This window comes from Nostoc sp. ChiQUE02, assembly GCF_034531305.2.
Taxonomy (GTDB): Bacteria; Cyanobacteriota; Cyanobacteriia; order Cyanobacteriales; family Nostocaceae; genus Nostoc.
The window spans coordinates 83,497-98,080 of the sequence record NZ_JAVRBN020000014.1; the positions used below are offsets into that span (position 1 = coordinate 83,497).

Here is a 14,584-nt window from a genome sequence, read left to right on the forward strand (position 1 = left end):
CTCATCTTAAAATTAACAATCCATGATTAGCAGAATTACTGAAAAATTCTAATTACTTGGTGATATCTTGCACTATTATCAACAACTGTAGATTGGATACTGCCCACAACGTCAAATCAGAGTTGGAGCTAACAGCAGTAACTACTTACAAAAATTGCCATAAAGCAACTGGTGCAAGATTTAAGTCTAGCTATCCATGCTTAGTATAAAAAACAGTATGGATTAACCATTTTAGATAACAAGAGCAAATCCAAAGGGTTGAAAACAAGATGAATCTTGAAAACAATCAGCAGAAAGACCGACTTCTTGTCTCTTACATCTTGTGTGCAGTCGGATTTATCGGGGTGGGAGGATTGCACCGTTTCTACAATGGCAAGATCGGGACTGGTTTGTTGTGGCTGTTGACTGGTGGTGTATTTGGTATAGGGCAGGTTGTGGATTTGTTGTTTATCCCCGGCATGGTTGACGAATACGAACGTAACCTGAGATTAAAAGCGGGTGTATCTCCCTTGGGTGTGCCGTTGAATCAAGCAGTGGTTGCCTCTCAAGTCCACCGCCCAACTGGTAGCCAACTTATGATGAAGCTGATCGAAGCGGCGGAAAGCAAGGGTGGTATTTTAACTGTGACTCAAGGGGTGAAGTTTACCGGAGCTAGCTTTGCTGAAGTGGAAGCTACTCTTAAGGAGATGTACAAATCAGGTTATGTGAAAATAGATAACGACCCCAATACTGGAGCCGTTACCTACCATTTCCACGAACTTTAATTGTTATTAGTCATTTGTCCTTTGTTATTAGTCATTTGTCCTTTGTCATTTGTCCTTTGTCCTTTGTCCTTTGTTAAAAACTAATGACCAATGACCAATGACCAATGACCAATGACTAATTTATACCTAACCACTTTTGACCTTCCAAGCGCTGAACTAAGCCAAATACCAACAAATCGAGGGTAGTTTTGCGCTCATCGATTAAGAATGACTCAAGAGTGCTGGGTTTTTTGCCTTCATTGCAGGAAAATCCCTTTTTCCCTTGAATATCTTCTTCGGGGAAATACAGGTTAAACTGACGCCGACCGATTTCCGACCAGCAGCCGATAATTTGCCAGCATTCTTCGGCGGATTCAAAGCCAGTGATTGGAACCTTCTGTTTGGCAAAAGACACCTGTAAATCTTGCACACCTTGTTGAGCGATCGCTTTTTGTAAAGCTGGCAAGTAGTCTTGCTCGATGAACTCTACAAATGGCTTATCTTCAACAGATGGGGCTTTTTCCTTTTTGGCGGCTTTAGCTGCGGCGGCTGGTTTTTCTCCTGTTGCGGCGGCGGGTTTTTCGCCTACTGCGCCTGCGGGTTTTTCTCGCTTGGGTGATGCAGCAGCCGGTTTAGCAGCATTGGGGTTATCTTCGGGGTTTGCGGCTTTCGGATCTGGCGCGTTAGCAGTAGGAATATCTGTGGCTTCGGGTGAGTCTGTACTAGGAGCGTGTTCTTCCGCCACACTGGGAGCTTGCTTGTCAACAGTGCTGGGAGCTACTTCTCCCGCTTGATTGTGATTGGTTGGGTCTGCCATTGCTCAGGTCAATCCTTTAATCTAGCTTTTGGAGCGATCGCTCACCTTGAGGTATCGGGTATTTTTATTTTGACATACTAGTACCGCTGCGCGAAATTCCTAATTTGTAATGAAGCTCTTTACGAGACGCTCTTACTAGCAAGCTTTAAGAGTAGGGGTACGGAGACTCGCTAACGCTTCTCAATTGATTCCAATACAGACCTAAGAAGAACAATCCCTTATATCAGTTGCTACAACGGGAGAAATATGCAACGCATTGGCTCCTCTACGAGTGTTGGCGAGTAAGAATCAAAGCCTCTCTCCTACTTTTAAAAGGAGAGAGGAATAGAAGTGAGGTCAGGGTGTATCACATATAAACGAAAAACGCTATAAATGCTATCTGTAGTAACATTTATCAATCCAAATTCGCATTTCTTCTTCAGAACCAAAACAGGCAGAGCGTCCAGTGATCGGATCGTAGGCGTGCCAACAAGAAGTGTGACCACGACGGTCTGATTCGTACCAAACTTGGAGGTCAGAACCGCTACTCATCCAGATGACAAAATGTTGCCAATATTTTTGTAAATTTAACAAAAAATTAAATTTATTCATAGTGAAAGCACCTGATAAATAGTGAACCATTACTTTTACTTTTACGTAAGAATTTTTAACTGAGAAGGTACAGTTTTGGCGTATTTGATCTAGTACAGTTAAGAAGCATCTCAACTGGTATAGTAAAAAAACTCCTAACTGTACTAGGTAAAGTTGGTAAAAATAGCTTATATTGCCAGTATTGATGATTATTTAGTCATTGACGAGTGCGCCAAAATGAAAATTTTGTTAGAACGGCAGTCACACAAACCCATTTATTTACAGATTCGCGATCGCATCAGTCGTCTGATTAAATCTGGCGCACTCAAAAGTGGCGATCGCCTCCCTTCTATCCGCTCTCTGGCAGAGAGTTTACAAGTTAACAAACTCACGATTATTGAAGCCTATAACGTTTTAGAAGCAGATGGTATTGTTTCTGCCCGTCAAGGTTCAGGATACTTTGTCAGCAGCGTTTCTCTTAAAAGCGCCAACCTAGAATCTAAATTCGCTCCAGCCCAAAATGTCATAATTACAAAACCAGGAAAGTGTTCTTTTTATGAGATGTATACTCCACTGGTGCAAGCACAAACACAGCCAGGAATGATTAATTTTGGCTACGGTTATCCTCGTCCACCAAAAGATATCAACCTCATTGCTAGACGAGCATTAAGGCAAGATGATGCTGATATTTTCTTTCCCCACGAGATGCCTCAAGGGCAACTAACTCTGTGCAGACAAATTGCCCAGATGCTAGTACATCAAGGATTAGAAGTTTTTCCAGAGGATTTAATTATTACTAATGGCTCTCAGCAAGGGTTGTCATTAGCTATGAATTATTATGTACAACCTGGTGATTGGGTGATTGTCGAAGCTCCCACCTATTATGGTGCAATTTCTATTTTAGAAAATTTAGGAGCTAAAATTATTGGCATTCCCATGACTGCGGAGGGAATGAATTTAGATTTATTAGAGCAATATCTCCACAGCCACCGCCCGAAATTAATTTATACGATTAGTACCTTTCACAACCCGACTGGATTGACGACAACACAAGCTCATCGTCAAGAATTATTAGCATTAGCCGAAAAATATGAGTGCCCTATTTTAGAAGATAATGCTTATGAAGGAATAAATTTTGATGCTGTGCCAGCGCCAATTAAAGCTTTAGATAAAAATAATTTGGTGACTTATTTAAGTACCTTTTCTAAAACTTTAATGCCGGGTTTACGAGTGGGCTATATGGTAGTTACAGGTAAGCATTATCAAGCAATTATTGAGCGGAAGTTGCTCCATGACTTGCACACATCCAGTATTTCGCAAACAATAGTTAGCGAATATCTCGCTTCAGGACATTACCGCCGTCACCTCAGCCGACTTCGTACAGATAATCTGCAAAGTCGTAATACTATGTTGCAAGCTTTGGAGCGTTATTTTCCTGAAGAGATCCGGTGGACAGTTCCCACGGGTGGATTATTTCTCTGGGTACAGTTACCAGATGATTTTCCGATTGGCACAATTCGTAAGGAAGCTTTGGCACAAAATGTGTATTTGGCGTGCGGTTCGGCATTTTTCCCTGATAAACAGGGTTATCCAGCGATGCGTCTAACTTTCTGTATGCCGCCAGAGGAGATTGAGCAAGGTATTTCGATTGTGGGTAAGTTGCTGAAAAAGTATATTTCCAAAGGATGCGTAGATACAGAACGGCTTGTTGTCAAACATCGCATATCTAATTATCAGTCGCTTGTTCACAGTTCGTAGGTTGGCACAAATGTGCTAATGTACTTCGCTTTAACACATCTTGGGAATCATAAATCACTGCTATACATTTGTTTTTGTAGCAGTATATGTATCTTTATAGTTGTACCTCTGAACCTCATCACTTGAGCTTCAAAACTTGGAATGTTGGGCTTTTAAGTAGTCGCAAAACTGTTTGGTTAAGGCAAGAGACGCGATAAATCGCCGTCTCTACAATGATCAGTCCTTCGTCTTGACGGGGATTTATTGAGTGTTTGGAATCTATTATTTTGATCAAATAACCTTAACCGAACCGTATTGTAAGTAGTCGGACAAAAATATTTACATAGAACTTACGCACTGCCCAAATTGGCTATTATGTGCATAACGATTGGTTCAGAAAACAAGGCCGTTCGTTCAGAACACAAGCCCATTCGTTCAAAACACAAGCCTGTAGCGATGTCTACGACGGGCTACGCCTACGTATTCCTAAAATTGCAAATATTCACTTTTGGGATTATTGGCAAGTATGGAAATTAATCTGTTTTCGCTCATCATTAGGATTAATCTAGCTCCCACTCGCGCTCGATTCTTTCCAAATCCTTCGCCGCACCCAATTGCTGAAATATTTGATGTGCTGTGTTGTAATGCTGTTGGGAAAGTTCTGTATTGCTGCGCTTACGCTCAAGGTGTGCTAGAGAGTAATTAGTTTTGGCAATATGTCCAGTAATTCCTAATTCGTGCATCTTTACTAAAGCATATTTTAAAAGCTTTTCTGCTGCCTTTAAATTGCCTCTTCCGAGTTCATTTGTTCCTAGACAACCAATTGATATCGCTATACCCGAATTATCGCCTAGTTCTCTCCACAATTTCAAAGATTGCCGATAGAAACTTTTAGCTTCATTCCATTTACTATGTTTGCGTTCAATGTATCCTAATGAACAATATAAATGTGCTATACGAGGACGTGAGCTTAATTGTATATGAATTTCTAAAGCTTGTTGATAAAAATTTTTAGCTTCCTCTAAATGTCCTCTATTCAATTCAATATCTCCTAAGGAAGTCAGAGAAATTGCTATGCCCTCATCACTTTTCAGATATTGTCTTAGCTGGAAGGCTTTCTTATATAATATTTCGGCTTCATCCACATTACCTCGATTATTCTCAATATGTCCTAGCGAACTCCAAATAATTGTTTTGTTAAGTTTAGAATCTAATTCTTCCCATAGTTGTAAACTTTTTTGATACATATCATATGCTTCATCATAACTACCTATATGAAATTTAATATTGCCTATTAAATAGAAACAATTAGCTATATATTCATTATTTCCTCGATTTGATTCAATACATAAAACTTCTTTAAAATATCTTTCTGCAATTTTTAAATTACCATATTTAAAATATGCATATCCAATCTCTAAACAAATCAAAGACTTATGAAAATCATTGCTATACGGTAATATTTCCTCATATAGCTTTATTATTAAAGACCAGTATCCCCACCGTCTGAGGTATTTACTCAATGGATCGATTATCAATTCTAATGATTCATCATATCTACTTAACTGAAAAGCAAAATATTGAGCTTCCAGTGCTGGATGCAGGTCTTCTAAAATTTTAGGATTTTCAATATCCTTGCCAGAATAATAGAACTTATAAACAATTTTGAATAGATTGGGCAGTTCATCTTTAAATTCTGCTTTGAGAAACTCCACAATCACCAGATGCAAGTCATAAAATATTTCACACTTTTTTTCATCATAACGCTCTTGCACTAAACTGCTATTAACTAAATACTCTACAATTTCTTTAGTTTTACTAATAATTTTAGTATCTGTTAACTCAGCAGGGTCTGGTAAATCTGTTGCTATTAAAGGTGAAAAATATATATCCCAATCATCTGTATATAACCGCAAGAAAGTTAAACCTCGGATATCTATCCCCACCCGCAACACACACATCCGGCTGAGTAAATCTCGCGCTGCTTCACTTTGTCTTGCCAGTTGTTCTTTGAGAATGGGTTCAGCCTTTTTCGTCACTAATTCTGGATGCTTCCGCAGATACCCAGGCTTACCCTTACCAATAGCCGCCAGTTGGGTTAACAAAAATACGTGTCCCTCAACGCGCTCAGATATCCACTGCAAATCTGGTACACTATCTCTCAGTTGGCGCTGTCGCAAAATCTCAACTCCCGCGACTGTCGCCACTCCAGAAATTCTCTCGATATACACTAATTCTGAATCTGGTTCTGCACCCTCATAATGCCTATCTGCCAAATCTGCTGGCACTTCTCGACTGGTTAATAAAGTTTGAGATTGATGCTGCTGATAGACTAGGGCGTTTAGCAGTTTACCCCAATCTGCTGAAATCGCCCGTCCTGCTTGCGGATGGTTGGCAGGCTGTAAAATACTTTCTAAGTTATCCAGCATTACAAGAGTGCGTGTTTGCGCCAACCCCTCAATAATTTTGGCTATCTTTTCATCAGCAGTTTTCAACGTCTCTGCTGTTTGAATACCCAAGCCTTCAATTAGTAGAAATTCTGCGACATCATCAAAACTTGTCCCCTCTTGCGCTTTGAAATACATAACGCATTCGTAAGGACACTCTTCTAAATTCACCCCTTTTTCAACGGGAGTTAGGGCGGATCTTCCACAATTAACGCCCAGTGCTTCTAAAAGTTTTACGGCTAAACTGGTTTTGCCAATACCTCCTTGTCCAATGAGTGCTAATACCTTAAGCGAATTTTCTGGTTGCAGTAATTTGGTTTGCAACTCTTGAAGGAGTTCATCTCGCCCCTTCCACACGGGTACTTCTGGGATAGCTTGATTTAATACAACCCTTGTTTCTCTTGTGGGGTGGGCATTTTGCCCGCCCAGATCAACTTCAGTAACAGATTGAGTCTGCACTGTCGAATCAGTTTTTTGCTCTTCCTGTGCTACCTCTACATCAGTCTCGCTGAAATCAGCTATTTCTTGGACATTGAGTGATAATTCTCTACAGATTTCTTCAAAGTTTAAATGGTCAACATTTCTGCCGTTTAGAAAAGTGTTGACTGTGTTTAAAGCAAATCCTAACTTGACAGCTAAATCTTGCTGTCGCGAGAAACCATTCACCTTTAGTGCTTGCTTAACTTTTATAATACAGTCTTGACGAACCTTAGTTCCTCTCGGCATGGTTTATGACAGTACATTTATTTAGAGTCTAGTACAAGGCGGCGTAAATAAGCTACCCATTTAAAATCTGGGAAAAGCCTAGAAAATAAGCATTCTTTCTTTTGCCTTTTGCCTTATTGTACTAGCAATCTGGCTAGGTATTAAGTTGGGAATAACTTGGGAATTGGCAATAACTAGGAAATAACTCGGTAATAACTTCAGACAGCTTGGGACTGAACTTGTGATTGTGCATTGTTTCATGGAATTATCAACGTTTTAAGAGTAATTCTTATGAAACGCAAACAAGCTGAATTTATTTTGATGGTTTTGGGGGTTGCCGAAATTGTGGCTACTTTCTACACGATTTACCCACCTGTGGCGATCGCACTAACTCCTTTAGCTATTTACTGCTTGGTAATCATTTATATTAGTCACGCAAAGAACAGTAAAAATAAACCCAATGTCTAAAGGTACAGTTATACAAAACAAGTCTGCTTTGATAGGCTGATTTTGAGCGATCGCACTAATCATTTTAAATGCGATCGCCTTTTCAACTCCATCATTCCATCACATAACTCGGCACTCCAAGCTTTTTTCTCAATCTGTCGAGTTAAGAAGCTGAAAAATCTAAATTTTGCCGAAAAGAGATTAGTATTTCATTCAATGCAGCCATGTCAATTAAAAATGCATCATGTCCGTGGGTTGACTTCAGCCACGCCAGTTGAGCATTAGGGATTAAATTTGCTAATTCTTGTTGTTCTACTGGAGGATAGAGGATATCAGAATCAATTGCGACAACTAAAGTCGGTTGCTGGATGCTTCGCAGAACAGATTCATAATCTGATAAATTAGGAACTGTGCGATCGCGTGCAACATCATGGCGATCCATTACCTTGGTGAGGGTAATGTAAGTGTTGGCATCAAATCGTTCTGTTAGCTTTTGACCCTGATGCTGTAAGTAACTCGCTATAGTAAACTGCTCAGATGCATCATACTCCCGCCCAAAGCGGATTGTAAAACTATCCCAAGAACGATAAGTAGACATCGCCATCATTCTCGCCACTGCTAGTCCTTGAGTTGGGGGCGCATCCAGGGTGTAGTTCCCATCTTGCCAGTTTGGATCGGCATAAATTGCCTGTCTTTGGGCTTCACTTAATCCAATACACCAAGCTGAATGTCTACCAGAAACAGCAATGGGTGCGATCGCTTTCACCTTTTCTGGATATAATAATGCCCACTCAATTGCTTGCATCCCACCGAGTGAGCCACCAATTACTAAACGCAGAGATTGAACACCCAAATATTTTAGTAGTGCAGCTTGCAGGTGAACCATATCTCGGATTGTAATCTCAGGGAAGGATACACCATAAGGCTTTCCCGTTATGGGATTGATACTAGTTGGCCCAGTTGTACCGTAACAACTTCCCAAAATATTGCTGCACACAATAAAATCGCGTTCTGAATTGAAAGCTTTCCCTGAAGCAAACAAAGGTTCCCACCAATCATCAGCGTCAGCCGAACCAGTTAAGGCATGACAAATTAGTACCCCATTATTGCCTTGGGCATTTAACTGTCCCCAGGTGCGATAAGCAACCTGAACCCCAGTTAATATTTCGCCGCCTTCAAGTTGAAATGGCTCTGTCAACTGGTAAAACTGGGTTTGCGGTGAGACGAAGTCTGAGTAGATCATAGGGAGTGGGGAGTGGGGAGTGGGGAAGAAGCAAGGGAGCAGGGAGCAAGGGAGAAGAGTTTTCCCCTCTGCCCCCTGCTCCCTGCCCCTCTGCCTCTTTTCAAGAACTAAATCCTAACTTGTTGGAATGCCTGCTGGAAATCCTCTTTGATATCGTCGATATGTTCAATTCCCACTGATACGCGCACCAAATCGGGTGTCACACCTGCTGAAAGCTGTTCGTCATCACTTAGCTGTTGATGAGTTGTGGAAGCGGGATGAATAACGAGGGTTTTCGCATCACCAACATTTGCTAAATGACTCGCTAATTTTACATGATTAATAAAAGCTTTACCTGCCTCCAATCCACCTTTGATGCCAAAGTTTAAAACTCCCCCAAACCCATGCCGGAGATACTTCTTCGCTCGTTCATGATACGGGTGATTAGGAAGCCCCGGATAGTTAACCCATAATACTTGCTCTTGCTGCTCTAACCACCGTGCCAATTCTAGAGCATTGCTCACATGCCGATCTACACGTAGGGAGAGAGTCTCTAATCCTTGCAGTAAAAGAAAAGCATTAAATGGACTCAAGGATGGGCCAAAATCCCGTAACCCCTCGACTCTGGCACGAATAATAAAGGCAATGTTGCCAAAGGAACCGCTAGGGCCAAATACTTCTTGGAAATTCAGCCCATGATAACCAGGTGCTGGCTCAGTAAACAGAGGAAATTTGCCGTTACCCCAGTCAAATTTACCTGAATCGACAATTACGCCACCAATGGAAGTACCATGCCCACCAATCCATTTAGTTGCAGATTCTACTACTATGTCTGCACCATGTTCAATGGGTCGAGCTAAATATCCACCAGCACCGAAGGTATTATCCACAATTAAAGGAATGCCGTTTTCGTGGGCAATGTGAGCTAAAGCGGCAAAGTCAGGAATGTTATATTGAGGATTGCCAATGGTTTCAACATATAAAGCTTTGGTGCGATCGTCAATCGCCTGACGGAAACTTTCTGGCTCATCTCCCTCAACAAACTTGACGTTAATACCTAAACGTGGTAGGGATACTTTGAACTGATTATATGTTCCCCCATACAGAAAACTAGTGGAAACAATATTATCCCCAGCTTGAGCGATCGTACTGATTGCCAAAAATTGTGCCGCCTGCCCACTAGCTGTTGCTAACGCTGCTACACCCCCTTCTAAAGCAGCAATCCGCTTTTCAAATACATCCGTCGTCGGGTTCATGATCCGGGTGTAAACGTTACCAAATTCCTGGAGAGCAAACAACCGCGCTCCGTGTTCGGCGTCGTCAAAAACGTAAGAAGTCGTTTGGTAAATGGGTACAGCACGAGCATTAGTTCCAGGAGCCGGCTCTTGTCCAGCATGAACTTGCAGGGTTTCAAAACGATATTGTTCAGACATAAGCAATTATTCGAGTTTCCAATTATATAAGCAAGTAATATACTATTTCTGCGTTGTGTTGGATTAATCAACGGTTATTTGGAAGGCTTACCGTATTTTAACTGTTCACCCCCACGATTCCCCATCTTTAGCTAAAACCAAAACAAGCTTCTCCTAAATCTGGGTGAAGATTTTATCAGAAAACAGACAATATTGATCCCCGCCTCGGACGACATTTTTAGCTTTAGGCTAAGATAGATTCTTAGTTTGTCACCTGTACTACGTATGCCTCAGAACCACAACAGCAATTCCCGAAGATTGCCCAAAACTAGAACCACGATTTTCTCCATCTTCGGTGTCATTACTGTTTTAGTAGTAGCCTTTCCTTGGCTGTACGAAATTAAAACCAAGGCTGGGATCGACATATCACCTGGACGTCATGCTGGAACCTTTTTTGAAAAACATACCCACGGACTTTTCAAGTGTGAGTGGCTTTATCCTTATCATTGCGATCGCCCCCAAGGTTAAGAGGGGAATTTTTTGGCATACTGAATGACTTTTGGCACTTCTGATGCTGCTTGGGATGAGCAAGGGGACCATATCTGCAATAAGTCGAGGAAGCGTCTACGCTTTTTGAAAACATGAATAGATGCGATCGCTCCAAAAAGAGGCAGAGGCAAGAAAAAACTGTCTCCTACTTCCCTTGCAGCGGAACGAAGTGGAGCAGGGGTCACAGTCCCCCACTGAATTCTTCAGTAGCAATATTCAGGTGGGGTTCAATCCCCTTCTGAAAATCCCCCTGCTCCCTGCCCCTCTGCCTCCCCTGCTTGCTCTAATTCATCCCACTATTCTGCAACACCGTTTTTTATAGAATTCCTCTAACAACTCTGGACAAGCTCCGACGCTATTCCCCACATTTTTATACGGTAAATGCAACTTCTGTCTGTACGGTTTACCCAACTGTTTTTAGATTTTTATTTTATTAAATTACTTACTAGAGAGAAGAAACAAAGCAAATAAAGAAAGCAAATAAACTTTCTCTCTAAAAAGCTAGAGGTTCGATAATTGCTTTAATATCTGAAACCTCTAAATACCTCTAAAACTTTGTTTGATTACCCAAACGTGAATTAGAAAGTTAAGGAGAGATTGAGATATGGCACTCATTCGTTGGGAACCATTCCGTGAAATGGAAATTCTGCGTCGTCAAATGGATCAACTCTTCTCTGAACTGACAGCAGCCGAGCGCGGTAACTCCGAGATATCTGCATCACCGAGAACAACATGGGTTCCTGCGGTTGAATTACATGACAATGGTTCAGAGTTGCTATTAAGAGTCGAGATTCCAGGCGTGGAAGCTAAAGACTTGGATGTTCAAGTCACTCAAGATGCCGTTTCGATTACTGGTGAGCATCGTTACGAAAAACATTCCCAATCTAATACTAAAGTTCATTCTGAATTCCGGTATGGCAGCTTCACTAGAGTAGTTCCTCTGCCAAGCAAAGTTCAGAATCAACAAGTCAAGGCAGACCTGAAAGATGGGATTTTAATTTTGACTTTACCCAAACTGGAGCAAGAGCAAAACAAGGTATTCAAAGTCAATTTAGGTCAATCTCAAAGTGCTACAGCTTCTATAGAAGCTGGCAATGGTAACACCCAACCCAACATTACATCACAACAAAGCGTTCAAACTGGTTGAGAAAATGTTTTATTCTCTCAATGTATAGTTCCTAATCTCTGAAAGAGATAAATTGTGATAGAAACCCCAGCTAAACTCATCGGCTGGGGTTTTTATTGTTTTTTACTCAGCACCGTTTCGGTAAATTCAGGAAGAGGGTACTATTCCTCTTGCACATCAACCCAGATACTGCCTTCTTCCACACGAATCGGAAACACTGGCAATGCTTTTTGTTGTGAAACCAACGAGAGTACTTTACCTACACCAGGTGGCCAAGAACACCAGTCTTTTACCTCACCAGTCCGCAGGTCAAAAGCACTGCGATGGAAGGTACAAACTATTGCCCCACTTTCAGTGATTTTCCCACTTTTCAGCGGTAATTTTAAGTGAGGACAGGTGTTATCTACAGCATAAAGCTGATTTTCGTGATTCAAAACCAGAATTTTCCGGTTACCAACTTTTACCACTTGTCGCGTACCTGGGGAAAGTGCTTCGACTGCAAGAACTTTAGTCCAGCTCATTAGGTTCTCCTCTCCTAATTAATCTGCTTTCAGTTTCCCGCAATTGTGACCATTGCGATCGCCTTTCAGTACTGGGAGAGTGGAGAAGGATAAAGTCATTAGATCGGAAACTTTTCCCGAAAGAGCGATATCTACGATGCTCACTGAGCGGCTGGTGAGCAAAGATGCCGTACCACTTGCCTACGGCACGCTACGCGAACGTGGAAGCAAGCTACGCGTAGCGTCTCGTAGAGAAGTGCAGGCTATGCCTACGCTGGGGATAAATAATAGCTACAAATATTACATTAACTTGCAGCTTGACACTGAATAAAATGATTTTTGGGTAAACTAAAGAGAGCACTTCCTATCCTGACATCGTAGGGCTTGTAGCTTATAACAGACAATTTGAAGGGATACAAAAAATGATTAAGACAAGTTACGAATTTGACCAGTCTATCCTTCCCGCAGGATCTTCATTAAAGACTAATATTCTGCTACGTTTTCGTGCTGACATAGCTGAATCTCCTCGACGTAACCTTAACCTTTCTCTTGTAATTGACCGTTCAGGCTCTATGGCAGGCGCTCCCTTGCATCATGCACTCAAAGCCGCTGAGTCGGTAGTGGATCAACTTGAGCCAGATGACATTCTCTCAGTAGTTGTTTACGACGATGAAGTGGACAGCGTTGTGCCACCCCAAGCTGTGACTAACAAGCCTGTACTGAAAAATTCTATCCGCAAGGTTAGAGCAGGTGGTATTACCAACTTATCGGGGGGATGGCTCAAAGGCTGTGAACATGTGAAGACGCGACTTGATCCGCAAAAAATCAACCGTGTTCTTCTGCTGACCGATGGTCACGCCAATATGGGCATTCAAGACCCCAAGGTACTCACGGCGACATCGGGGCAAAAAGCTGAGGAAGGCATTACCACAACTACGTTAGGTTTTGCTCAGGGTTTCAATGAAGACCTGCTGATTGGTATGGCAAGAGCGGCCACAGGCAACTTCTACTTTATTCAGAGCATCGACGAAGCAACTGAAGTCTTTAGTATTGAGCTAGACAGTCTCAGAGCAGTAGTGGGACAGAACCTCAAAGTTACGCTGGAGTTGGCTGATGGTGTCAGCCTTGTTGATACTTTAAGTCTTGCTAAAGTTAGCCAGAATGACGCTGGTAAAGCTGTCCTCACCTTGGGAGAGCTTTACGAGGGCGAAGACAAACTTCTCGGCTTGAGTTTGGTGATATCAAGCGCTCAAGTTGGTAATTTACCTGTGATGAAACTGCATTACAGCGCCGATGTTGTGCAAGATGACCTGATTCAAAGCGTGTCAGGCACAGTAGATGTCGTCGCCAAAGTTGGCACTGTTGAAGAAGCAGCTTTTGCCTCTACGAGTCATATCATTCTTGAACTGAGCCGCCTCACCATCGCTAAGGCCAAAGAGACTGCTCTCGATCTAGCTGAACATGGCAGGCATCAAGAAGCTGAAGAAATCCTCCGTGCGCTTGTGAAAGATTTGCGGGATAGAGGGTTGAATGAGAATTTTGAAATTGCTGAAGAGATCGATCAGCTTGAGTATTTTGCAGGTCGGATTGCTCAAAAAGCTCTAGGCAATGCCGGACGTAAAGAAATGCGGGATCAGACTTACCAGACAATGACGCGCAATCGCAGCGATCTGGTGGGTCGCGGTGTCACTACTGGCGATGAAGTGTACGCGATGCCGATTGTCAATGAAGTCGGTTCAGGTGTTGAATTGTCCTGCGTTCGTGAAGGGGGTAAACTGCGGGTCAAAGTCGTGTCCGAAGGCTACGATTCAACTAAGAATGTCCAGTTTCCCCGCGCCATTCGTGCCGAGGGAGCACGCTATGTTGTTGAAGGGCTGGAACTCTCAAGCGATCGCACTTTCTACCGTGTACGTGGTGATATCACCCGTTTTGCTCAACCCGGTGAAACAGATATCTTTGTTGCCCCTAGACAATCGTATCAAACTAACACAGGCAAAGCTTCCAAAGGCCCTGCCAGTGCTGCTGATCTTCCCACAACTGACAGTGTAGGAGACAGCATTTTAGTTCAGTGTGTCAAAGATGGCAGCAAGCTACGTGCTAGGGTTGTTTCCGACGGATATGAACCGGATTGGAATATGCGTTTTCCGCGATCGGTGCGCGAGGAAGGAATGCTTTACGTCGTTGATGAAGTCAAAACCGCACCCGATGGCAAGTCTTATATTGCCTGTGGTGAAATTAAGCGATTTGTGCAACCCACTACTACCAATTGATTAGGGACTGGGGATTGGGGAAGAAGCCGGGGGGCAGGG

14 protein-coding genes are annotated in these 14,584 nt (G+C 42.3%); 7 read left to right on the forward strand and 7 right to left on the reverse strand.

Annotation, left to right across the window (positions count from 1 at the left end; genetic code table 11):
• Positions 1-269: 269 nt before the first annotated feature.
• The gene (locus tag RM347_RS16625) at positions 270-764 is read left to right on the forward strand and encodes a TM2 domain-containing protein (protein ID WP_322716148.1); all 495 of its coding nucleotides are present in this window, start codon (positions 270-272) and stop codon (positions 762-764) included.
• 115 nt (positions 765-879) lie between these two features.
• On the opposite strand, the gene RM347_RS16630 is transcribed toward RM347_RS16625, so the two are convergent.
• Positions 880-1,560: a DUF2996 domain-containing protein gene (locus RM347_RS16630; RefSeq protein ID WP_322716149.1), complete on the reverse strand. Its 681-nt coding sequence runs from the start codon at positions 1,558-1,560 to the stop codon at positions 880-882.
• Positions 1,561-1,935: 375 nt separating this feature from the next.
• Positions 1,936-2,151 (reverse strand): hypothetical protein, encoded by a 216-nt coding sequence (locus RM347_RS16635; RefSeq protein ID WP_322716150.1) that lies wholly within the window; start codon positions 2,149-2,151, stop codon positions 1,936-1,938.
• 216 nt (positions 2,152-2,367) lie between these two features.
• On the opposite strand from RM347_RS16635, the gene RM347_RS16640 reads away from it, so the two are divergent.
• Entirely contained in the window at positions 2,368-3,888 is a 1,521-nt protein-coding gene (locus RM347_RS16640) for a PLP-dependent aminotransferase family protein (RefSeq protein WP_322716216.1), read from the forward strand.
• A 539-nt stretch (positions 3,889-4,427) separates the two neighbouring features.
• On the opposite strand, the gene RM347_RS16645 is transcribed toward RM347_RS16640, so the two are convergent.
• Positions 4,428-7,040, reverse strand: a complete 2,613-nt coding sequence (locus RM347_RS16645) for a tetratricopeptide repeat protein (protein ID WP_322716151.1) — start codon at positions 7,038-7,040, stop codon at positions 4,428-4,430.
• Between the two features lie 270 nt (positions 7,041-7,310).
• On the opposite strand from RM347_RS16645, the gene RM347_RS16650 reads away from it, so the two are divergent.
• Positions 7,311-7,487 (forward strand): hypothetical protein, encoded by a 177-nt coding sequence (locus RM347_RS16650; protein ID WP_322716152.1) that lies wholly within the window; start codon positions 7,311-7,313, stop codon positions 7,485-7,487.
• Between the two features lie 142 nt (positions 7,488-7,629).
• Here RM347_RS16650 and metX read toward each other — a convergent pair whose 3' ends face one another.
• Positions 7,630-8,709, reverse strand: coding sequence for a homoserine O-acetyltransferase MetX (gene metX / locus RM347_RS16655; RefSeq protein WP_322716153.1), 1,080 nt, complete (start codon positions 8,707-8,709; stop codon positions 7,630-7,632).
• Positions 8,710-8,816: 107 nt separating this feature from the next.
• Positions 8,817-10,121 carry an O-acetylhomoserine aminocarboxypropyltransferase/cysteine synthase family protein gene (locus RM347_RS16660; RefSeq protein ID WP_322716154.1) on the reverse strand — a complete coding sequence of 435 codons (1,305 nt, stop codon included), beginning with the start codon at positions 10,119-10,121 and terminating at the stop codon, positions 8,817-8,819.
• 264 nt (positions 10,122-10,385) lie between these two features.
• On the opposite strand from RM347_RS16660, the gene RM347_RS16665 reads away from it, so the two are divergent.
• Positions 10,386-10,628 (forward strand): hypothetical protein, encoded by a 243-nt coding sequence (locus RM347_RS16665; protein WP_322716155.1) that lies wholly within the window; start codon positions 10,386-10,388, stop codon positions 10,626-10,628.
• Here RM347_RS16665 and RM347_RS16670 read toward each other — a convergent pair.
• Entirely contained in the window at positions 10,625-10,834 is a 210-nt protein-coding gene (locus RM347_RS16670) for a hypothetical protein (RefSeq protein ID WP_322716156.1), read from the reverse strand. The two genes, RM347_RS16665 and RM347_RS16670, sit on opposite strands and share 4 nt — an antisense overlap.
• A 419-nt stretch (positions 10,835-11,253) precedes the next feature.
• Here RM347_RS16670 and RM347_RS16675 point away from each other — a divergent pair, with 419 nt between their 5' ends.
• Complete coding sequence (locus RM347_RS16675) at positions 11,254-11,796, forward strand: Hsp20/alpha crystallin family protein (protein WP_322716157.1); 543 nt, start codon at positions 11,254-11,256, stop codon at positions 11,794-11,796.
• Positions 11,797-11,936: 140 nt separating this feature from the next.
• Here RM347_RS16675 and RM347_RS16680 read toward each other — a convergent pair whose 3' ends face one another.
• The gene (locus tag RM347_RS16680) at positions 11,937-12,296 is read right to left on the reverse strand and encodes a Rieske (2Fe-2S) protein (RefSeq protein WP_322716158.1); all 360 of its coding nucleotides are present in this window, start codon (positions 12,294-12,296) and stop codon (positions 11,937-11,939) included.
• 136 nt (positions 12,297-12,432) lie between these two features.
• Here RM347_RS16680 and RM347_RS16685 point away from each other — a divergent pair, with 136 nt between their 5' ends.
• Together RM347_RS16685 and RM347_RS16690 are read left to right on the forward strand one after the other, a co-directional pair.
• Positions 12,433-12,606 (forward strand): hypothetical protein, encoded by a 174-nt coding sequence (locus RM347_RS16685; protein WP_322716159.1) that lies wholly within the window; start codon positions 12,433-12,435, stop codon positions 12,604-12,606.
• A gap of 91 nt (positions 12,607-12,697) precedes the next feature.
• Complete coding sequence (locus tag RM347_RS16690; protein WP_322716160.1) at positions 12,698-14,545, forward strand: vWA domain-containing protein; 1,848 nt, start codon at positions 12,698-12,700, stop codon at positions 14,543-14,545.
• Positions 14,546-14,584 lie beyond the last annotated feature (39 nt).